Origin of the sequence: Bradyrhizobium sp. LTSP857, assembly GCF_000938285.1 — a bacterium.
Classification (GTDB): domain Bacteria; phylum Pseudomonadota; class Alphaproteobacteria; order Rhizobiales; family Xanthobacteraceae; genus Bradyrhizobium.
Genome location: NZ_JYMS01000045.1, coordinates 105,764 through 125,719 on the forward strand (window position 1 = coordinate 105,764; position 19,956 = coordinate 125,719).

Annotated in this window: 19 protein-coding genes; 3 read left to right on the forward strand and 16 right to left on the reverse strand. The window is 64.4% G+C overall.

Annotation, left to right across the window (positions count from 1 at the left end; translation table 11 throughout):
* Window positions 1–6 precede the first annotated feature (6 nt).
* The 10 genes from UP06_RS40255 to UP06_RS28490 form a co-directional block, all read right to left on the reverse strand.
* Window positions 7–378, reverse strand: a complete 372-nt coding sequence (locus tag UP06_RS40255; protein WP_082081662.1) for a Rieske (2Fe-2S) protein — start codon at window positions 376–378, stop codon at window positions 7–9.
* On the reverse strand, window positions 350–1,054 hold the full coding sequence (locus UP06_RS28450) for an ABC transporter ATP-binding protein (RefSeq protein ID WP_045007173.1): 705 nt from the start codon (window positions 1,052–1,054) through the stop codon (window positions 350–352). Before UP06_RS28450 ends, UP06_RS40255 begins: the two co-directional genes overlap by 29 nt.
* On the reverse strand, window positions 1,047–1,829 hold the full coding sequence (locus tag UP06_RS28455) for an ABC transporter ATP-binding protein (protein WP_045006993.1): 783 nt from the start codon (window positions 1,827–1,829) through the stop codon (window positions 1,047–1,049). The genes UP06_RS28450 and UP06_RS28455 overlap by 8 nt, the downstream gene beginning before the upstream one ends.
* Window positions 1,829–2,875 (reverse strand): branched-chain amino acid ABC transporter permease, encoded by a 1,047-nt coding sequence (locus tag UP06_RS28460; RefSeq protein ID WP_045006994.1) that lies wholly within the window; start codon window positions 2,873–2,875, stop codon window positions 1,829–1,831. The genes UP06_RS28455 and UP06_RS28460 overlap by 1 nt, the downstream gene beginning before the upstream one ends.
* Window positions 2,872–3,744 (reverse strand): branched-chain amino acid ABC transporter permease, encoded by an 873-nt coding sequence (locus UP06_RS28465; protein ID WP_045006995.1) that lies wholly within the window; start codon window positions 3,742–3,744, stop codon window positions 2,872–2,874. Before UP06_RS28465 ends, UP06_RS28460 begins: the two co-directional genes overlap by 4 nt.
* A gap of 126 nt (window positions 3,745–3,870) precedes the next feature.
* Window positions 3,871–5,025, reverse strand: coding sequence for an ABC transporter substrate-binding protein (locus UP06_RS28470; protein ID WP_045006996.1), 1,155 nt, complete (start codon window positions 5,023–5,025; stop codon window positions 3,871–3,873).
* An 83-nt stretch (window positions 5,026–5,108) separates the two neighbouring features.
* Window positions 5,109–6,296, reverse strand: coding sequence for a xanthine dehydrogenase family Fe-S subunit (locus UP06_RS28475; protein WP_045006997.1), 1,188 nt, complete (start codon window positions 6,294–6,296; stop codon window positions 5,109–5,111).
* Window positions 6,293–7,129, reverse strand: a complete 837-nt coding sequence (locus UP06_RS28480; protein ID WP_045006998.1) for an FAD binding domain-containing protein — start codon at window positions 7,127–7,129, stop codon at window positions 6,293–6,295. Before UP06_RS28480 ends, UP06_RS28475 begins: the two co-directional genes overlap by 4 nt.
* A complete protein-coding gene (locus UP06_RS28485) occupies window positions 7,126–9,519 on the reverse strand; it encodes a xanthine dehydrogenase family protein molybdopterin-binding subunit (protein ID WP_045006999.1) in 2,394 nt (797 codons plus the stop codon). The genes UP06_RS28480 and UP06_RS28485 overlap by 4 nt, the downstream gene beginning before the upstream one ends.
* Before the next feature lie 8 nt (window positions 9,520–9,527).
* Complete coding sequence (locus UP06_RS28490; protein WP_045007000.1) at window positions 9,528–10,820, reverse strand: amidohydrolase/deacetylase family metallohydrolase; 1,293 nt, start codon at window positions 10,818–10,820, stop codon at window positions 9,528–9,530.
* A gap of 158 nt (window positions 10,821–10,978) precedes the next feature.
* Here UP06_RS28490 and UP06_RS28495 point away from each other — a divergent pair, with 158 nt between their 5' ends.
* The 3 genes from UP06_RS28495 to UP06_RS28505 all read left to right on the forward strand — a co-directional run bounded on the left by UP06_RS28495 (window position 10,979) and on the right by UP06_RS28505 (window position 14,124).
* The gene (locus UP06_RS28495) at window positions 10,979–11,473 is read left to right on the forward strand and encodes a MarR family winged helix-turn-helix transcriptional regulator (RefSeq protein ID WP_045007001.1); all 495 of its coding nucleotides are present in this window, start codon (window positions 10,979–10,981) and stop codon (window positions 11,471–11,473) included.
* 269 nt (window positions 11,474–11,742) lie between these two features.
* A complete protein-coding gene (locus UP06_RS28500; protein WP_045007002.1) occupies window positions 11,743–13,161 on the forward strand; it encodes a cytosine permease in 1,419 nt (472 codons plus the stop codon).
* 24 nt (window positions 13,162–13,185) lie between these two features.
* Window positions 13,186–14,124 (forward strand): acetamidase/formamidase family protein, encoded by a 939-nt coding sequence (locus tag UP06_RS28505; protein ID WP_045007003.1) that lies wholly within the window; start codon window positions 13,186–13,188, stop codon window positions 14,122–14,124.
* Between the two features lies 1 nt (window position 14,125).
* Here the strand turns inward: UP06_RS28505 and UP06_RS28510 are convergent, their stop codons facing one another.
* Genes UP06_RS28510 through UP06_RS28535 form a run of 6 tightly spaced genes read right to left on the reverse strand, consistent with a single transcriptional unit; the run spans window position 14,126 to window position 19,867 of the window.
* Entirely contained in the window at window positions 14,126–15,298 is a 1,173-nt protein-coding gene (locus UP06_RS28510) for a M24 family metallopeptidase (protein WP_045007004.1), read from the reverse strand.
* Window positions 15,291–16,391, reverse strand: coding sequence for a mandelate racemase/muconate lactonizing enzyme family protein (locus UP06_RS28515; protein WP_045007005.1), 1,101 nt, complete (start codon window positions 16,389–16,391; stop codon window positions 15,291–15,293). Before UP06_RS28515 ends, UP06_RS28510 begins: the two co-directional genes overlap by 8 nt.
* Window positions 16,392–16,402: 11 nt before the next feature.
* A complete protein-coding gene (locus UP06_RS28520) occupies window positions 16,403–17,560 on the reverse strand; it encodes a M20 family metallopeptidase (RefSeq protein WP_045007006.1) in 1,158 nt (385 codons plus the stop codon).
* A 22-nt stretch (window positions 17,561–17,582) separates the two neighbouring features.
* Window positions 17,583–18,317 carry an amino acid ABC transporter ATP-binding protein gene (locus tag UP06_RS28525; protein WP_045007007.1) on the reverse strand — a complete coding sequence of 245 codons (735 nt, stop codon included), beginning with the start codon at window positions 18,315–18,317 and terminating at the stop codon, window positions 17,583–17,585.
* Window positions 18,318–18,322: 5 nt separating this feature from the next.
* Window positions 18,323–19,045, reverse strand: coding sequence for an amino acid ABC transporter permease (locus UP06_RS28530; RefSeq protein ID WP_045007008.1), 723 nt, complete (start codon window positions 19,043–19,045; stop codon window positions 18,323–18,325).
* A gap of 12 nt (window positions 19,046–19,057) precedes the next feature.
* Window positions 19,058–19,867, reverse strand: a complete 810-nt coding sequence (locus UP06_RS28535) for an ABC transporter substrate-binding protein (RefSeq protein ID WP_045007009.1) — start codon at window positions 19,865–19,867, stop codon at window positions 19,058–19,060.
* Between the last annotated feature and the right edge of the window lie 89 nt (window positions 19,868–19,956).

A 19,956-nucleotide genomic window follows, 5' to 3' on the forward strand; every position in this document is an offset into this window, starting at 1 on the left:
ATGCCATCATCGCCCCGACTGTCCCGCCCCCGCATCAACCAAGACCTGCTCTCCCGTGACCCGTACCGGATAGAGCCGCAGCGGTGGGCTCGGCCATCCCGACGTGATCGCCCCGTCGCGCAAATCGAACGATGCCGCATGGCGTGGGCAGAACAATCGTCCTGCCGCAACGTGGCCAAGGCCGAGATCGGCCTGTTCGTGAGGACAGGCGCGTTCGCAGGCGACGACATCGCCCTCGTTCCAGATCAAGAGCATGTCGAGCCCGGCGACACGAACGATCGTCTCTGCCTTCAGCCGGCTGAGGTCGCAGACTGGAATCCATCCCGGCTCGTCTGAACGAACACCGGCATCATCCACCGAGATAGGCCTTCCGCACATGCGCGTTCTCGATCAGATCCGTGCCGGCCCCGGACAGCACGATGCGGCCGTTCTCGAGCAGATAGGCGTGGTCGCACATCTCGAGCGCGGCAAATGCATTCTGCTCGACCAGCAGCACCGTGGTGCCGGCATCGCGAATGCTGCGGATGATCGCAAAGGTCCGCTCAACGATATTGGGGGCAAGCCCGAGCGACGGCTCGTCGAACATGATCAGCCGCGGCCGCGACATCAGCGCCCGTCCGATCGCGAGCATCTGCTGCTCGCCTCCGGACAGCGTGCCCGCCGCCTGCCGGCGCCGCTCGGCAAGCCGCGGAAATTCCACATAGATGCGGTCGCGATCGGCTGCGATTTCACCCGAACCACTGCGGAGGTAAGCCCCCATGTCGAGATTTTCTTCCACGCTCATGTGCGGAAACACACGCCGCCCTTCCGGACAATGCGCGATCCCGCTCGCCAGCACGCGCGGCGGCTTGGCCCCGGTGATGTCGATGCCCTCGAAACGCATCTGCCCGGCGCGCGGTGGCACCAGTCCGGAGATGGCGCGCAGCGTCGTGCTCTTGCCGGCACCATTGGCGCCGATCAGTGCGACCAGCTGCCCGGCCTTCACGTCGAGCGAAATGCCGCGCAGCGCGGTGACGCCGCCATAGCCGCACACCATGTCGCGGATCTCAAGCACGCCCCGCTCCATGTCCGAGATAGGCCTCGATCACGGCCGGATCGTTGCGGATCACATCCGGGCTCCCCTCGGCGATGATGCGGCCGTAATTGAGCACCACGATGCGATCAGAGACGGTCATCACCATCGGCATGTCATGCTCGACCAGCAGGATCGTGATGCCGCGGCTGCGGATGTCGCGAATGAGTTCAACGAACCGGTGGGTTTCGGAGGCATTCATGCCCGAGACGGGTTCGTCGAGCAGCAGCATCGATGGCTCCGCTGCGAGCGCCAGCGCGACGCCGACCAGCCGTTGCTCGCCATAGGAGAGCGACCCGGCTGCATCGTGGGCACGGCGTTCGAGACCGACCCATTCGATCAGCTCGCTCGCGCGTTGCCGCAACTTGCGCTCCGAAGCGCGCGCGCCCGGCAACCCCAGGATCGCGTCAAGCAGCCGCACCCTGCCCTGGCGATGCAGCCCGATCAGGAGATTGTCGTAGACGGTGTCGTTGGGAAACACGCTGGTGCGCTGAAACGTCCGGATCAGGCCGAGATCCGCGATCTGATGCGGCTTCAATCCGTTGAGCGCGGTGTCGCGATAGGTGACACGCCCTGCGCTCGGCTCCAGGAAACCGGTCATGACATTGAAGGCGGTGGTCTTGCCGGCGCCGTTCGGCCCGATCAGGCTGACGATCTCGCCCTCTCCGACGGTGAAGCTCATGTCGGAGATCGCGACGAGCCCGCCGAAGCGGACCGCGACCTGCTCGATCGTCATGGCAACGCTGCGCGCCGTCATCACGCCTGCTCCTTGGCGGCTGTCTCGGCGAGGGCCACCGGCGCCAGCGCCGCCGTCCCGCTCCGTCTCCGCACCAATCGCTGCGCGAGCGACGGCACGATGCCGCGCGGCAGCACGAACAGAATGGCCATCAGCACACCGCCATAGGCAATCCACTGCGCTTCCGGCGCCATGATCGGACGCAGCGCGACCGGCAGCAGACCGAAGATCAGGCCGCCGACGACGGGGCCTGCGAGCGAGCCCTTGCCGCCGCTGATGACCATGATCACCATGGTGACGGTGTTGATGAAGGCAAACACCTCCGGATCGATGATCCGGATATAGTGCGCGTAGAGACTGCCGGCCGCGCCTGCGATCGCAGCCGAGATCACCGCCGCCAGCGTCAGCGTCTTCGTCACGTCGATGCCAACGGAGACCGCCAGCGTCTCGTTCTCCATCAACCCGCGCATTGCACGGCCGAAATGCGAATGAACGAGGCGTGCGATCAGGAGATAGGCAACGAGAGCCACCACCAGCACGAGATAATAGTTCTGTAGCTTGGTCCGCAATGTCAGCTCGCCGAAGCCGGACAAAGGCAGCACGATGGAGGGAATGTTGGTCAGCGCCAGCGGTCCCTGCGTCAGCTCGACCCAATTCAACGCGACCAGCCGGACGACCTCGTCAAAGGAGATCGTGACAATGACGAAATAGGCGCCGCGAACCCGGAACGAGAGCAGTCCGACAAAATAGCCGCACAGTCCTGCAATCAGGATTGCAAACACAAGTCCCACGATCGGCGGCCAGGGCTCGTGGACCAGGCGCACGCCGCCGGGCAGGCCGATGTCGAAGCCGAGCGATGTCAGCGCGCTGACATAGGCCCCGATGCCGAAGAAGGCGATGTGACCGAGGCTGAGCTGCCCGGTGAAGCCGAGCAGCAGATTGAGGCTCATCGCGCCGATGATGAAGATTCCGGTCGTGATCAGCGCGTTCAGAAGGTAGGGATCGCGCAGCCAGAGCGGCACCGAGGCAAGGGCTGCGACGGCGAGAATGGTGACGACTATCCTCATCCGACGCGCTCCGCGCGCGCGAACAAGCCGGTCGGTTTGAAGATGAGGACCGCGATGATGATCAGGAAGCCCATCGCGTCACGATAGCCGGACGAGACGTAGCCGGCACCAAGCTCCTCCGCCAACGCCAGGATGAAGCCACCGATCACCGCGCCGGTGATGTTGCCGAGGCCCCCCAGAATGACGATTGCGAACGCCTTGACGGCGGCAAGGTCGCCCATCTGCGGGAAGATCACGTAAACCGGACCGAGCAGAGCCCCCGCCGCGGCGGCAAGGCTGGACCCGATTGCGAAAGTCGAGGTGTAGATCATGTCGACATTGACGCCCATCAGCGACGCCGTGTCGTGGTCCTGGAACGTCGCCCGCATCGCGCGGCCGAGGCTCGTCTTGTTGATCAGGAGGTACGTCACCACGATCAACAATGCCGCGGCGGCGAGCACGAACAAGCGGAGCCAGGACACGGACACCGGCCCCAGCACGAGCGGCGACTCCGGAAACGGCGTTGTCACCGATTTCGCGACGCCGCCCCAGATCCACAGCGTGCCCGACTGCATGGCGATCCAGGCGCCGATCATCACCAGCATCGTGGTGTCGATGTCGGAACCGCGCAGCGGCCGCAGCAATGTCAGCTCGATGGCCGCGCCCAACAGCCATCCGGCCAGCACCGCGACGGGCAGTGCAAGGAAGAAGTTCAGCCCGAGCTGTTGCACGACGATGAACATGACGTAGGCGCCGAACGTATACAGCACGCCGTGCGTGAAGTTCACGACGTTCATGATGCCGAAGATCAGCGTGAGCCCGATGCCGAGCAGCGCATAGGTGCCGCCGAGCACAAGCATGTTGACCAGATGCTGAAGAAATTCGCTCAAGGCTGTTTCCGAATGAGCCGCATATGAGCGAGGGCCGCGATGTGCCGCCCTCGCCCATGATCGCCGAGGTTATTGTTTGAGCATGATCTTTTCGGAAAACCGCTTCACACTTTTCCGGATCATGCTCTAGAGCGTCTTCATCTCGACCTTGCCGTCGTTGATCTCGATCAGATACACGTTCGGCTGGCTCTGCCCGCTCTCCTTGCCTTCCGGACCGGATTTGCGGAACACGATGTCGCCGTTGAGCCCCTTGATATTGATGTCCCAGAACGCCGCCTTGATCGCAGCCGGCTCGGCCTTGCCGGCCTTCTCGATCGCGGCCGCCACAGTGCGGATACCGTCATAGCCGCGAAAACTCTCGGTGCAACCGGCGAACTCGAAGCCGCGCTTCTTCCATTCCGAGATGAAATAGTTGGTCGCTTCCGGGTTCGGCGTCTTGTCGGGGAACCAAGGCAGGAAGGTTGTCAGATGCATGGTGCCGTTGGCGGCAGCACCGGCCTGCGCAATGATTTGATCCGGATTCTGCGAGCCGCCGGTGGTGATGATGCGCTTCTTCAGGCCCAACGCGGCGGCCTGCTTGAAGATCAGCGTCAGCTGATCGACCGCGGTCGTGACGATGACCGTCTCGGAATCCGAGCTCTTGATCTTGGAAAGCTGAGCGCTCATGTCCTGCGCGCCCTGATCCATGGTTTCGACAAGGCCGATGCTGATGCCCTTGTCCTTCATCATCTTGCTGAAGTCCTCGGCGGTACCGCGGCCCCAGTCATTGTTGATGACGAGGAAGTCGACCTTCTTCAAGGCGAGCTTGTCGACGATGCCCTTGAACGCAGCCGCCTCGACCGCCGAGGGCGGCGAGATGCGGAAGATGAAGGGATTGCCGGTCGTCGTGATCTTGCCCGAGGACGAGGTCTCCACCACCATCGCCGTCTCATATTCCATCAGCTTCGGCATCACGGCGAGCGTCAGGCTCGAGCCCCAGGCGCCCATCAGGACCGGCACCTTGTCGCTGGTGATGAGCTTCTCAGCCACGGCCGCCGCTTCGGTCGGGTTGCTCTTGTTATCCTCGATCACGAGCTCGATCTTCTTGCCCAAAATGCCGCCCTTGGCATTGATCTCGTCGGCGGCGATCTTGGCGCCGTTAACGACATAGGTGCCCGACGCCGCGAACGCGCCGGTGAGCGGTTCGTTGACGCCGATCTTGATGGTCTGCGCCCCTGCGGCTCCGCCGAACAGGGCCGTCGCCAGCGCGATTGTCCGAACCAGTCCGAGTGCTCGTGTCATGTTGTCTCTCCAAATCTCACGCTGTTAATCTCTATGGCAGTCCAGGTTTCGTCACTCCCGCGGTGTGCGCACACACCGATCCGTCATCCCGGCTCGTCCCCGCGGCCAAAGAAGCGCGCGATGCGGGCACGGACGACGCCGGAGACAATCGACCAGAAGCTGAGCTCCGCCGGGCCGGCCTCTCCCGGCGACGCACCCGACATGTGCCGATCGAGATTGCCGGCGAACTCTGCAACCAGACGTCTGGCGAGATCGCGCACCAAGCCGGGACGACCGATTTGGGCCAGCATTCCCGTGAGCGTGTAGCCGATCGACAGTTCGACGGTTGTGGCAGCCCCGCCATCGAGCGGGACCAGGCGATAGCGGATTTCCCCCTGCGTCGCCGAATGGCTGCGCCGGTCGGTGCCGATACCAATGATGCGGCCTGAGAGCGTCGCGGGATCGCGTTCGACGCGTGCGGCTCCTTCGAAGGCCGCCGCGATCGGCCCGAGCCTGACGCGGATCGCGCCCTCGACGCGCTCCGGGCTTGGCGGCGCCGTCAGCGATACGCCGGGAAGGCAGGCTGCGATGCCCGCGATATCGTCGAACATCGCAAACACTTTTGCCGGCGCATGAGGCAGCGTGAAGCGCTGCTCCAGAACGGTTGCGGGGATGAAGTCCGGAATGACTCCCGGCGCGACGCCGTCCGATGCCGGCGCGAAATCCTGCCGCGCAGGCGGCGGCTGCTCGTTCGAGTCGAGCGCGTGCCCCGATCCGACAGGACCAAGGATGGTCCGTCCACCATCGGCTTGCGGCGCGATGTTGCGCGCGCGCCGGGCCTCAATCACGGACTGTACCGCGCGCACGATTCCGACATAGCCGGTGCAGCGGCAGAGATTGCCGCTCAGGCCGACGCGGATTCGCCGTTCGTCGGCATCCGGCAGACGCAGCACCAGGTCGCGGGCAGAGACCAGCATCCCCGGGGTGCAGTAGCCACATTGCAGGGCATGCTCGCGGGTGAAGGCGCCGCGCAGCTCGACCATGACCTCGTCCTCGTCGAGGCCTTCGATCGTGGTGATGTCGGCGCCCTCGCAGGCCACTGCATAGGTGATGCAGGAGCGCGCCGGCACGCCGTCGAGCAGCACGGTGCAGGCGCCGCAGACGCCGTGCTCGCAGCCAAGATGCGTGCCGATCAGATCGAGCTTGTCGCGCACGAAGTCAGCAAGGCTGGTGCGCGGCTCGGCCAGCACCTCCACCGCGCGACGGTTGACGTTGAGGGCGATCGTGTTCATGCTGCGGCCTCGTGGACGGCACGCTTCAACACGCTGACATGGATATGGCGCTCCGCTGCGTCACTGATGCCCGCCTTCGCCAGCAGCGCATCGGCAACGCGAGCATCGAAACGCTGCTTGTAGTTGGCTGCAATCCGTCCTCCGAACAGCTCGGCCGCGTCGGTCAAAACGATCGGCACTGTGTCGATCGCACCGATCACGACGCGGGCGGAAGCCCTGGCAGGATCGACCAGCACCGCGCCAATGGCGTGGGCAAACTCGCCGGTCTTGCGGCAGCTCTTGGCATAACCCCAATGCGCCGAGACCGACCGTGGCGGCACATGGACCGCCTCGACGATTTCGCCGGCGTGCAGCGCCGATTCGAGAGCGCCGACGACGAACGCCTCGATGGCCATGATGCGCGCCCCGGCCAGGCTGCGCAGCGTGACCCGCGCGCCCAACGCGGCGAGCGCCGAAATCCAGTCCGCGGCGGGATCGGCATGGCTGAGCGAGCCGCCGATGGTGCCGCGGTTGCGCACGGCGCGATAGGCGATGTTGGCCGCGACACCCCGCATGGCGCCGCGGGTGACGTCGGCCGTGCGCCCGTCCTCGATGTCGGCATGCGTGACCAAAGCGCCGAGCACCAGCTCGCCGTCGCGAAGCTCCGCCTGCTTGAGCTCGGCAAGGCCGGAGATGTCGACCACCAGCTCGGGCTGCACCAGCCGCAAATTGAGCATCGGGCCGAGCGATTGGCCACCGGCGATGATCTTCGCCGATCCGCTGGCCGCAGCCAGCATCGACAGCGCCGCATTGAGATCGCGTGGACGCTCATAGCCGAAGGGCGCAGGCTTCATGCCGCGCTCCTTTCGGCAGCGCGCGCGGCCAGCACGGCGGTGACGACGCGATGGGGCGTGATCGGCGACTGCATCAGCTCGACACCGAGCGGCCGCAGCGCATCGTTGACGGCGTTGGCAATCGCGGCGGGCGGCGCGATCGCCCCGCCCTCGCCGATGCCCTTCACGCCGAACTGCGTATAGGGCGACGGCGTCTCCATGTGATCGAGACGGGCCGCGGGAACTTCGGTCGCACCGGGAAGCAGATAGTCGGCAAGCGTCGTCGCCAACGGCTGGCCGGAGGCATCGAACGGCATTTCCTCGTAGAGCGCGGTGCCGATGCCTTGCGCGAGTCCGCCATAGATCTGGCCGTCGACAACCAGCGGATTGACCAGCACGCCGCCATCCTCGACGATGACATAGTCGAGGATTTCGACCTCGCCGACATCAGGGTCGACCGCAACGACAGCCGCATGCGCGGCGTAGCTGAAGGTGCCGCTGTCGCGCACGGGCTTGTAGCCTTGCGTCACTTCCAGTCCGCCCGGATCGACATCGGCCGGGAGATCCTGCGGACGGCGATACCAGGTGTGGGCGATGGTCTGGAGGCTGACGCTGCCATTGACGCCGCGCACTTCGCCATTCTGCAATACGACCGAGACCGGATCATGCTGCAACAATTTTGCGCCGATCCGCCTCGCACGTTCGCCGAGTTCGCGGCAAGCGGTTGCCACCGCGCCGCCCGCCATGACCATCGAGCGCGAGCCCCAGGTGCCGGTCGAATAGGGTGTCATCGCGGTGTCGCCGAGGATGATGCGTATCTTTGCGACGTCGACCCCCAGCATCTCATGCGCGACCTGAGCGAGCGTCGTCTCCATGCCCTGCCCGTGCGAATGCACGCCGACGCGCAGCTCGAGGCCGCCGTCCGGCGTCAACCGTGCCGATGCCTGTTCGTGGCCGGGCACCATCGGAATGCCCCAGCCGGCATAGACCGATGTGCCGTGCGCGGCCTGCTCGCAGTAGATGGAGATGCCGACGCCGATCCGTCGGCCGTCGACTTCTATCTGACGCTGGCGCGCACGAATGGCATCGATATCGATCGCGGCCAGCGCGCGCCGCATGGCTTGCGGATAATCGCCGCTGTCGAAATGTTTCTTGGTGATGTTGTCGAACGGCATCTGCTCGGGCTGCACCAGATTGCGCAGCCGCACCTCGCCGGGTTCGAGCCCGGCCTCGACAGCCACGAGGTCGAGCATCAATTCGAGCGCAAAGCACACGCCGGTCCGCGCCACGCCGCGATAGGGCAGGATCGGGCATTTATTGGTGGCGACCGAGAAGGTCCGGCATCGATAGGCCGGCATCTTGTAGGGACCGGGCAGGATGCTTGCGACTTGGGCTGCTTCGAGACAGGCCGAGAACGGATAGGACGAGTAGGCCCCGGAATCCACGGTCGCCTCGCAATCGATGCCGCGCAACGTCCCGTCGCGATCGGCATAGAGCGTGATCTTGTAATGATGCTCGCGGCAGTTCGAGCTGGCGACGAGATGCTCGCGGCGATCCTCGGTCCAACGCACGGGATGGCCGCGCTGCATCGTCAGCCAGGACAGGCAGACCTCTTCAGGCAACAAAATTCCCTTGTGGCCGAAGCCGCCGCCGACATCGGGCGAAATCACGCGTATCTGGCCCTCCTCCATGCCGAGGCATTCGGCGAGCCCGCTGCGCGTGATGTGCGGCATCTGAGCTGCGGAATGCAGCGTGAGCTGGTCGAGTCGCCGGTCGAAGGTCGCAACCACACCGCGGCCTTCGAGCGGCGACATACACTGCCGCGCGGTCGATATCTCGCGCGTCACCTTGATCGGCGCGTCGAGCGCTAAGGAAATGTCGGCCTCGTAGTTGGTTTCGAGGAAGACATTGTCGCCCCAATGCTCATGCACCAGGGCCGAGCCCGCCTCGCGCGCCTTCAGCATGTCGTAGACCGCGGGCAGCTCTTCCAGATCCAGCGTCACGGATGCTGCGATGTCCTCCGCCTCGGCACGCGTCGGCGCGACGCACATCGCGACGAGCTCGCCGACCTGACGCACCTTGCCGGTCGCGAGCACCGGCTGCTCGGAAATCTTGAAACCCGGCAGCGCGGAGACTGCCCGGATCGGATTGATGCCAACGAGATCGGCCGCCGTGAACACGCTGCCGCGATAGCGCTCGGGCACATGGATGCCACGGATCCGCGCATGCGCCAGCGGGCTACGCACGAACGCGACGTCCTGAAGGCCCGCAAGCCTGATATCGGCGACGAACTGGCCGCGGCCACGCATCAAGCGGTCGTCCTCCTTCCGCGGCAGCCGTGCGCCCACGCCCTGCCCGGACTTGCTAGAAGGAAACTCCCGCTCGTTGCGCAACTCCGCGTTCTCCTTCACCGTGCGGCCTACGCCGCAACAGCCTGCGGCAGGATCGGCGCGACCGCGTCAAAGCGCATACCGGCGCGCAGGCAGAAGGCCGGCTGAAGCAGACGCTCCGCGATCACCTCGTTCTTCTCGTTGTCCCTGAGGACGAAGCGGCCGTTCTGCTCCGTGAGCACAGAGATGTCGGCGTCCATGCCAACCTTGAGGGCACCGATCTCCCCACTGCGGCCGAGCATTTTGGCCGCATTGGACGTGACCATCGGCACCACCTGCTCGAGCGACAGGCCGAGCGCCATCATCGAGCTCATCGCCTGGACCAGGCTGAACTTGGCCTGGCTCGCGAAGGGATGGTTCTCGTCGTCCTCGTGCTGATCGGGCGTCCCGGCTGGAGCTGGCACATGCGTGTTGTAGCCGTGAATGTCGGCGCCCAGCGTGGCCGGAACGATGCCGGCGGCAATCGCCTTTTTCGCGAGCCGATACGAGAAGTGACTGCCATGACCGACATCGACCTTCAGGCCGCGATCGAGTGCGGCCTGGATCACTGGGTGCACCTCGCCCTCGCGGTTGACGAAGCCGCCGGGATGGCGCGTGAAGGGATGTGCGAGAATGTCGCCCTCGCGCAGCAGCGGGATCACGCGCGTCAGGATCGTGTCCGCATCTTCGCCATTGGCGCCGCTCTCGGGCAATCCCCAGAGCTGGCCGAAATGCACGTAGACCGGCAAATCGGCGCGCTTGCCGATCTCCGCCGCCATCTCGATGACGCGAATGCCCCAGCGCGCGAAGCCGCCAATCTCCGCATGTGCCTTGATGCCGCGTACGAGGTCGAAATTGGCGGTGGCCGATTTGACGGTCGCGTCGATGTCGACACCGTCGGGGCTATAGAGCTTCGGATAGTAGTGCCCTTCGAGGCCACCGACGAGATAAGCCGACAGAAAAGCATAGACGCGCGAGGCCGCGGGCTCCGCAATGAAGTGCCGAAAGCCTGGCAGCGTCATGCAGGACGGACCACCCTGATCGACCAGCGTCGTCACGCCCGACTGCACACCGACCATGTCGGCATTCATGCCGAAGCGGCCGGAGACATATTGATAGACATGCGCATGGGTGTCGATCAGCCCGGGCAGCACGAGCTTGCCGCCGACATCGACCACCTCCTTCGCGCTGGTCGGCAGGATGTCCGGCGCGACCGCCGCGATCTTGCCGTTGCGGATGGCGACGTCCCTGATACCGTCCACGCCGGACGCCGGGCAGATCACGCGACCGCCTCGCAGCACAAGATCGAAGCTGGCAGTGACGGAGCTGGTCGTGGCGGACATGGCGCTCTCCTCTATCTCGCGCAGACGGTTGCCCCGCCCTCGAATTACGAAGCATGCTTCGTATTTTACAAAAGCAAACTTCGTGCCATGATCTGGTGGTGGCGAGCGCACTCGAATCGAGCTAAGCGCGACGGAGTTCCAAGTCGGGAGAGCGTGCATTGCGGCAAGCGAAGACACGTCGCAGCGGGGCCAAGCATCGCCCCTGGCCATTGTCCCAACGTCCCGGATATCTGATCCGACGGCTGCACCAGATTCACGTCGCGCTGTTCCAGGAGGCATGCGGCGCGTTCGAGGTCACGCCGCTGCAATACAGCCTGCTCTCTGCGCTGGCGGCGCGCGAAACGGCCGATCAGACCAGCCTGGCGGCCGATATCGCCCTCGATCGGACCACGACAACCGGCGCACTGAAGCGGCTCGCCGCGCGAAACCTGGTCGAACGCGCCGTCAACAAGGACGATCGCCGGGCGCGATTGTGCCGCCTGACGCCGGCCGGCGCCGCCCTGCTCGTCAAGATCGAAGGCGCGGCGCGACGGGCGCACCGCGCGACGCTGGGTGATCTGAGCGAGAAGGAACAGGCGCTGTTCATCGAGATGATGCAGCGCATCGTGGCCGGCAATCCCACCCGTGACAGCGCTGCTGCCCTATTTGAATAGTCGCCGACTGCTGCGCTTTTGAGTTGGGTTGCCCAATTTGTCATCGCACCGCTGCTCGCCGCCGCGACGGACTCCTTCGCGTCAGACATCCCGGCAGCGAAGCAAATGCCTCGACGCATGAGATCGGCTCGCGCTTGAAAACTCAAGTGCAATCCAGCGCAGGCACACCGCATCCGGCAGTCGCATCATCCCTGCCGCCGGCACCCGGCAGGCAGTGGCACGATTTATGCTGCAACCGATGCGAAGTGTGCTTCGTATTGGGGGACGCCATGACGGATACTGAACTTCGCGCTGACATTCACAGCATCGAGCCTATTCCCGACGCAGACCGGGACTCGACCGGACCACAGCAGATGTGGATCTGGGCGGGCGCCAACATCGCTCCGGTCAACTGGGCGCTCGGCGCGCTCGGCATCATCCTCAAGCTGGGACTGATGGAAACGATCGCGGTCATCATCATCGGCAACATCGTCGGCTGCGCGATCTTCGCCGCCTTCACGGTGATGGGACACAAGACCGGCGTCAATCAGATGGTGCTCAGCCGATCCGCCTTCGGCGTCCGCGGCGCCTACCTGCCCAGCATCCTGATGTTCCTGATGACGCTGTGCTGGATCGGTGTGAACACCTACTTCCCGGTGAAGATCTCGATCGGCATCCTCGGCCAGTTCGGCGTTCCCGACACCTGGCTGATCGAGATCGTCATCATCACGCTGGTGATGGCGGCGCAGGTCCTGATCGGGGTCTACGGCTTCTACGCCATCCGCACCTTCGAGAAATACACGGTGCCGCCGACCATCGCCATCATGGTGCTCATGAGCATCCTGGCGTGGACACGCCCCGGCGTCGTCAATTGGGGGCTCACGACGTCGCTGCCGCCCGGCGCGCATCTTGCGATGCTGACGCTGCTGATGACCGCGATCGGCGTCGGCTGGGGCATTTCCTGGGTCACCTGGGCGTCCGACTATTCGCGCTTCGTGCCGCGCAGCGTGCCGTCGAAGTCCGTGTTCTGGTACAGCTATATCGGCATGTTCGTGCCGACGGTCTGGCTCGCCACGCTCGGCGCGACGATCGCCTCGACGACGCTGGACACCGATCCCGCCAAGATGGTCAGCGCGGTGTTCGGCGGACCGGTCAGCATCCTGGTCCTGCTGATGGTGCTGCACGGCCCGATCGCCACCAACATCCTCAACGTCTATTCGGCGGGACTGGCGGCGCTCAGCGCGGGGCTGAAGCTCTCGCGCTTCTGGCTCACCGTCATCGTGGGCGTCGCCGGCTATCTGGTCACGCTGTACTTCATCTTCGCGCCGTCCTTCGCCAAGGCGTTCGACAATTGGATGATCAGCCTGCTGTTGTGGATGAGCCCGTGGGCCGGCGTGGTGCTCGCGGATTTCTTCATCAAGCGAAAGGGCAAGATCGACGTCGCCGAGCTCTATCGGTCGCCGGAGACCAGCGCCTATGGCGACATCAACTGGGCCGGCATGATCGCCTTCCTTGCAGGTCTCGCTGCCGGATGGTCGGTGGAAGACGGCCTGGTTGGCGCGCTCCAGGGGCCGGTCTCGATCAATCTGCTGGGCGGCGCCGATCTGAGCTGGCTGTTCGGGATCGGGGTCGCAGGCCTGGTCTATCTCGTGCTCGGCAAGCACGTGACCTCGAGCTCTTCGATCGTTGCGAGCACCGCAGGGAGGTGACGGCGGGTCATGTAGGGGGAGATCATGGACTTCGTTCTTCGATCCACGCCCGGAAACGTCCAGTGGGGACTTTGGGATGGACAACTGAAGCCGGTACTCCGGATTGCATCCGGAGACCGCGTGACCATCGAGACCCTCTCCGGCGAGCCGGATGATCTGCCAGATCCGTCGCTCGGCTTCGACGTCGTTCCCGGACATGCGGAGGTGCTGGCAAGCACGTTCCGCGGTCCGGGGCCGCACCTCCTCACCGGACCAATCCACGTCGAGGGCGCCGAGCCGGGCGACGTTCTCGAAGTTCGCGTTCTGAATATCGAACTGCGCTGCAACTGGGGCTGGAATCTCCAGGTCCCGACGCTCGGCACGCTGCCGGAGGATTTTCCCGAGTTTCGCCGCATCCACATTCCGCTGGACCGCGCGCGCAACGTCGCAAAACTCCCGTGGGGACAGGAGCTTCCGCTCGCCCCCTTCTTCGGCAATTTCGGCGTCGCGCCGCCGCCGGGTTGGGGCCGGCTGTCCTCAAAGGAGCCGCGGGCCTTTGGCGGCAACATGGACAACAAGGAACTCGGCGTCGGCACCACGATCTATTTTCCCGTGTTCGTGCCGGGCGCGCTGTTCTCCGCGGGCGATGGCCACGCGCTTCAGGGCGACGGCGAAGTCTGCCTGACCGCGATCGAGGCCGCCCTCACCGGCACCTTCGAATTCCATATCAGGCGCGATCTACGCCTCGCCTCGCCGCGCGCGGAAACCGCATCCGACTGGATCACGATGGGATTCGACGAAGATCTCGATGATGCGGCCAAGGCCGCGCTGCGCGATATGATCGCCCTGATCCGCGAGAAATGCGGCCTCAGCGCGCAGGATGCGTACACGCTCTGCTCCATCGCCGCCGACCTCCGGGTCACCCAGATGGTCGACGGCAACAAGGGCATTCACTGCGTCCTGGCAAAATCCCGCATGCCGTGATTCAGCCTGCGATGCGCAGGATCGGACGATTGATCGTGCTGAGCGGCCGGCAGCCGGTTTCGGTGACCATCACGGTCTCGCTGACGCCGACCGTGAACTGGCCGAAAATCCGCAAGGCCACCGGCAGATGGAACGTCATGCCCGGCCGCAGCTCAGTGGTGACGCCGGTGTAGAGGCTGAGCACGCCGCCTTCGCCCCAATCGGGCGCAAAGGCAATACCGATGCTGTAGCCCACACGCTTCCTGAAGTTCTCGGTGTAGCCGGCACGGTCGATGACCTGCTGACAGGCCAGATGCGGCGCCTCGCAGATCGCGCCCGGCTTGATCGCCTCCAGCGCCGCGGAAAGCCCGTCCTGACAGGTCTTCTCCATATCGATCGCGATTTGCGGCATGGTGCCGAGCCAGGCGCTGCGCATCAGCGCGGCGTGGTAGCGGTCATGGCTTGCTGCCATTTCCAGGAACACGGGATCGTCCGCCCCGATCCGTCCGCGCCGCCAGGTGCCGTGCGGCACGCCGGAACGGCGGCCGACCGAGACCAGCGGCTCCATGCCGACATATTCGGAGCCTGCGGCGATCGACGTTCCGACCATGGCGGAGACCAGGTCGTTGTCGCTTGCACCACGCTTCACCGCCGCGAGGCCCGCACGCATGCCGGCGTCAACATAGGATGCCGCGGTGGCGATCTTCTCGAGCTCGGCCGCCGATTTCACGATGCGGAGTTGCTCGATGATCCCGGCACCGTCATGCACTGTCCCGAGCTTGTCCTGGAGCGCTTCATAAGTCGCGACGGGTAAGAACCAGCCGCGCTTGTCGATCGCGATGCGCTTCGACGCCCAGCCGCGATCCTTGATGACATCAACCAGGAAATTCACCGGCTGATCGCCGTCCTGGTAGACTTGCGCGTCGGCGATGAAGGTGTTTGCGATGAAGTTGAAATATTCAAGCTGCCGGACAACGAAGGCAGGCTCGCCCTCCACCGGCAGGACCAGCGCCTGAAACGTGTAATAGCCCGGCGTCTGCTGGCCCGTGAGGTAGAAGATGTTCTCGGGCCCGGTAACGACCATGACGTCGATGCCGGCTTTTGCAAGGAGCGCGCGTGCGCGCGCGACCCGCCCGTCGTACTCCTGTTTCGGGAATGCTGATTCAGAGCCCTGCTCGACGCCGTCGCTAGCCATATCTGTAGTCTCCAATAAGCTTGGTGGTGGCGGCGTCGAAGGCGACGCCGAGGCCGGGGGTACGCTCCGCATGGACCGCCCCAGCGGTGTAGAAGATGCCCGAAACCGGATCATCGACGAGCCCGTCAGCTCCATAGAGCTCGGCGAATTCAGGCAGTGTCGCGCAGGCGACGTGCAGCGCCGCCGCGGTGGCAGCGGCCCCCTCGTTCATTTGACCGATCATGAAGGGCACGCCGGCCTCAGACAGTTTTCGCGCGGCCGCAACGGTTGGCGCAATGCCGCCGAGCTTCACGAGCTTGAGGTGCGCAAACACCCGCCCCTCATATGAGCATATCTGGGCGACATCATTGGTCGTGGCGATGCTCTCGTCGAGCATTACGGGAATCGGGCTTCGCCGCGCAAGTTCATCGATGCTCGCCCAGTCGCCGGGCGGAACGGGCTGCTCGACATAGGCGAGATCGTACCCGGCGAGCGCATCAAGCTTTGCCAGCGCCTCATCGGCTGTCCAGCGTCCGTTTGCGTCGGCTGCGATTTTCACCCGCCCGCCAAAACGCTCACGCAGGGCCGCGATACGGCGCAGATCTTCCGCAAAGTCTCCGACGGCAATGCGCACCTTGAGATCCCTGTAGCCGCGATCGACGTAAGCCTGCGCTTGGGCGAGGAAGTCTTCGTACGAGGACCAGAACAGGGTCTGGTTCGTCTTGCAGGTCACATCCCGTCGCGGCGCGCCAAGCCAGGCGGCAACGGATTTGCGCTCCCGACGCGCGACGAGATCATGCAACGCGCAATCGATCAACGTACGGACCGGTGCGATGTAGGGCGCCTCCCAAAGCGTCATCATCGCGATCAGATCGAGCGGATCGCGCCTCCAGTCGACGTCGTGAACGGCGGCGATCGCGAATTCCACCACGGTCTTCTCATCATAGCCATTGAGGTAGGCAATGTTGGCCCGCACCTCGCCGATGCCGACGGTGTCACCGTCATCGAGCCGCAGGTAAATCTCCTTCAGGCTGGCGATGCTGCCCGACGATGCGGTGTGGAGAACGAGCCCACCGCCGTAGTGCAGATCGGCCAAATGCAACGAGACGCGCAAAGTTTCAGGTCCTAGTTGCGCAGCATGGCTTTCGCCACATCGCGATAGATCAGGCTGGCGGTGATGAATTCGTCGACCGGCACGAACTCGTCGGGCTTATGGGCAACGGCAAGATCGCCCGGACCGATCACGGTCCCCTGCGCACCGACGCTGCTGAAATGCACGAGATCGCAAGCGCCCTGGAAGCCGAACGGACCCGGCTTTGTCACACCGTGGGCACGGCTTGCAGCAAGGCTCGCCTGCACGATCGGACGATCCGCCGCCGTTTCCGTCGCCCCGCCCGTCGTCGCCTTGTAGTCGACGATTTCGGCGCGCAGGCCGAAGCGCTCGCGCGCGACCACGAGAAGCTGATCGATCTCGCGCTTGACGGCCTCCTCATCCTCTCCAGGCACCATCCGGCGATCGAGCAGAAGGTCGCAGGCGCCAGGCAACACGTTATCGGCATGGCCACCATTGATCCTGGTGACCGTGAGGCTCGCCGCCCCGACCAGCGGATGGCTGTGGTGACGCACCACCTTGTCGTGATGCTCGGCGACAAGCCCAAGCAATTCGCCGGCCCGGTAGATCGCGTTCTCGCCAAGATGCGGCGTTCCGGAATGCGCTGATACACCGTGCACCCGCACCACCGGGCGCAGGCTGCCCTTGTGCGCGGAGAAGATGGCATTGGAGGTCGGCTCGCCGACAACCGCAGCATCAATCTTTGGGCGACCCGCGGCGTAGAATTTCGCCCCTTCGCTGGCAATCTCCTCATCGGCCACGAAGACACCAAGCAGCGTGCCCGACCACGCCGCGCGATCGGCCGCCAGCATGCGCATGGCCTCCAACATCGCCGCCAGCGGTCCCTTGCAGTCGCAAGCGCCGCGGCCGTAGAGCCGTCCATCGCGCTCGGTCAGGGCAAAGGGATCCGAGGACCAGCCATCGCCAACCGGCACGACATCCATATGGGTGTTGAACGCGAACACCGGGCCGGCACCGCTATCGAGCCGCGCGACGACGTTGATGCGTCCCGGCTTGTACTCCTGGAACGATACCTCGAAGCCCTCGGTCGCAAGCAGCTCGCGCAGATATTGCGCGGCAGGAGCCTCGTGGCCGGGAGGATTCTGCGTGTCGATCGCGACGAGCCTTGCGAGCTCTCGCTTCATGCGGGCGACATCGGGAGAACTGGACATCGACGGGCTCCGGATATCGGGGTCAGTGAAGGATCTGATCAAGAAAACGGCGCGTCCGGTCGTTGACCGTGCCGCCAAAGAACTGATCGCTCGACGCAGTCTCGATGATCTCGCCGTGCTCCATGAAGACGATCCGGTCGGCGGCGCGCCGGGCGAAGCCCATCTCATGGGTGACGACGATGCTCGTCATGCCCTCGGCGCTGAGGGTTGCCATGACATCAAGCACCTCGCGGATCATTTCCGGATCGAGCGCAGAGGTCGGCTCATCGTACAGCATCAGCTTGGGCCGCATCGCAAGCGCACGCGCAATCGCGACGCGCTGCTGCTGGCCGCCGGACAGCTCGTCCGGGAAGGCGTCCGCCTTCTCGGGGATCTGCACCTTGCGCAGAAGGTCGACCGCGATGTCATGGGCATCGGCTCGGCTGATTCCGAGAATTTTCACCGGCGCCAGCATGACATTCTCGGCTGCCGAAAGATGGGCGAACAATTCGAAGTTCTGGAAAACCATGCCGATCTGACGGCGCAACAGATGAGCCGTACGCCGGGCGCTCGTGATGTTCTCGCCCTCGAAGAAGATGTCGCCACTGTCCACCGTTTCCAGCAGGTTGACGCAACGCAGGAGCGTCGACTTGCCCGACCCTGATGGCCCGATCAGGACGACCGTCTCGGAAGGATCGACCGCCAGCGTGCAGGCCTTCAGCACCTGCGTCGCGCCGAAGCTCTTGTTGATGCCGACGATCTCGAGAAGATGCTGCATGCGTGTTACCGCACCGCCAGCTTCGACATCCCGAGCATCCGCTCGGTCAGCGAAAGCCGTCGCATCCGCTGCCGCTTCTTGGGATCGAGCACGGCTTCCAACAGGATTTGCAGCCCCATGAAGGCCGTGGTCATCGCGAGATAATAGATGCCGGCAGCGGTCAACGCCTCGAAGTAGCGGAAGTCGGCACTCGCCGTCTGGTTTGCGACCAGCAGCAGCTCCTCCACGGCGATCACGGAGACGAGCGCGCTGAGCTTCAGCATGCCGATCATCTGGTTCCCCATCGGCGGCAGCACGATCCGCGCGGCTTGGGGAATCACGACGTGGCGCATCATCTGGGTTCCGGTCATGCCGAGCGCGAGGCCGGCCGTGCGCTGCCCTTTCTTCACCGCCTGAAGGCCCGAGCGCAGGATCTCCGCCATGTAGGCGCCCTCGTTCAACGACAGCGCCAGCACCGCGCACACGAATGCCGAGAGCTTGATGCCGAACGACGGCAACACATTGTAGATGAAGATGATCTGGAACAGCACCGGCGTGCCGCGGAAGAGCCAGAGATAGACCAGCGTCACGAAGGTGCCGATCCGGGTCTGGCTCTCCTGAATCAGCGCAAGAACGAGACCGATCAGAACGCCGAGGATGAGCGATGCGATCGTCAGCAGCAGCGTCATCTCGGCGCCGTGCAGGAAGTTTGGCGAGGTGAGGTATTTCAGGACGAGTTCGACGGACACCGGCTGGCTCCCTTAGTCAAACAGCGACACTGACGCAGGAAATTTCCAGGTTGCGATCAACTTCTTGTAGGAGCCGTCGGCGACGATCTCCTTGAGCGCGGCCTCGACCGCCGACTTCATCGCAGTGTCGCCCTTGCGCACCGCGATGCCGATCTGCGTGCTGGTCTCGAACTCCGGGCCAGCCACGGCGTAGACGCCCGGCACCTTGTCCATCAGCTCGACCACGCCGGGCGTGGAATTGAAAAGGACATCGGCACGGCCCTGCCGCAGCGTGAGCGCCGAATCCTGCGCGGTGGGGAGCGTCATCACATTGATGGCGGCAAGCCCCTTGTCGCGGCAGCGCTTGTCGTCCTGCCGTGCGTAGGTTTCCTGGATACCGCCAAGGGTGACGGCAACGGTCTTGCCGCACAGGGAATCGTCGCGGCCGGTGATCTTGGCGGGATTCTCCGCCTGCACTACGACGAGCGTACCGATCTTGAGATAGGGAACGAAGTCGACCTGAGCGGCGCGCTGCTCGTTGATATACATCGCCGAATTGATGAGATCGACGCGGCCACCTTGCAGCGCGACGATCAGCCCCTTGAATTCCATGTTCATCGGCTTGGCCTCGGCGCCGAGCTTTTTGCTCAAGAGGCCGATCATGTCGATGTCGAAGCCCGAGAGCTTGCCGTCCTTCTGAAACTCGAAGGGCGCAAATGTACCGGCGACGCCGTAGGTCAGCGCGCCCTTCTCCACCAGCGTGGCCGACGAGAGGTCGGCGGCCATCGCCGAGCCGGACAGACAAAGCAACAGGGCTCCGCAGGCAAGGCGCAAACGAGACATGGGTGACCCCTGTAGCTTGATTGTTCTATTGTTGACTATTATACAATCCTTGATGCATTCGGCGTCAAGCCCTATCAGCGGGCATCTTC

Excerpts from the sequence above, each read along its gene's own strand:
- UP06_RS40255 (WP_082081662.1), bottom strand. The coding sequence starts at position 378 with ATGTGCGGAAGGCCTATCTCGGTGGATGATGCCGGTGTTCGTTCAGAC.
- UP06_RS28455 (WP_045006993.1), bottom strand. The coding sequence starts at position 1,829 with ATGACGGCGCGCAGCGTTGCCATGACGATCGAGCAGGTCGCGGTCCGC.
- UP06_RS28460 (WP_045006994.1), bottom strand. The coding sequence starts at position 2,875 with ATGAGGATAGTCGTCACCATTCTCGCCGTCGCAGCCCTTGCCTCGGTG.
- UP06_RS28470 (WP_045006996.1), bottom strand. The coding sequence starts at position 5,025 with ATGACACGAGCACTCGGACTGGTTCGGACAATCGCGCTGGCGACGGCC.
- UP06_RS28475 (WP_045006997.1), bottom strand. The coding sequence starts at position 6,296 with ATGAACACGATCGCCCTCAACGTCAACCGTCGCGCGGTGGAGGTGCTG.
- UP06_RS28480 (WP_045006998.1), bottom strand. The coding sequence starts at position 7,129 with ATGAAGCCTGCGCCCTTCGGCTATGAGCGTCCACGCGATCTCAATGCG.
- UP06_RS28490 (WP_045007000.1), bottom strand. The coding sequence starts at position 10,820 with ATGTCCGCCACGACCAGCTCCGTCACTGCCAGCTTCGATCTTGTGCTG.
- UP06_RS28500 (WP_045007002.1), top strand. The coding sequence starts at position 11,743 with ATGACGGATACTGAACTTCGCGCTGACATTCACAGCATCGAGCCTATT.
- UP06_RS28505 (WP_045007003.1), top strand. The coding sequence starts at position 13,186 with ATGGACTTCGTTCTTCGATCCACGCCCGGAAACGTCCAGTGGGGACTT.
- UP06_RS28510 (WP_045007004.1), bottom strand. The coding sequence starts at position 15,298 with ATGGCTAGCGACGGCGTCGAGCAGGGCTCTGAATCAGCATTCCCGAAA.
- UP06_RS28520 (WP_045007006.1), bottom strand. The coding sequence starts at position 17,560 with ATGTCCAGTTCTCCCGATGTCGCCCGCATGAAGCGAGAGCTCGCAAGG.
- UP06_RS28525 (WP_045007007.1), bottom strand. The coding sequence starts at position 18,317 with ATGCAGCATCTTCTCGAGATCGTCGGCATCAACAAGAGCTTCGGCGCG.
- UP06_RS28535 (WP_045007009.1), bottom strand. The coding sequence starts at position 19,867 with ATGTCTCGTTTGCGCCTTGCCTGCGGAGCCCTGTTGCTTTGTCTGTCC.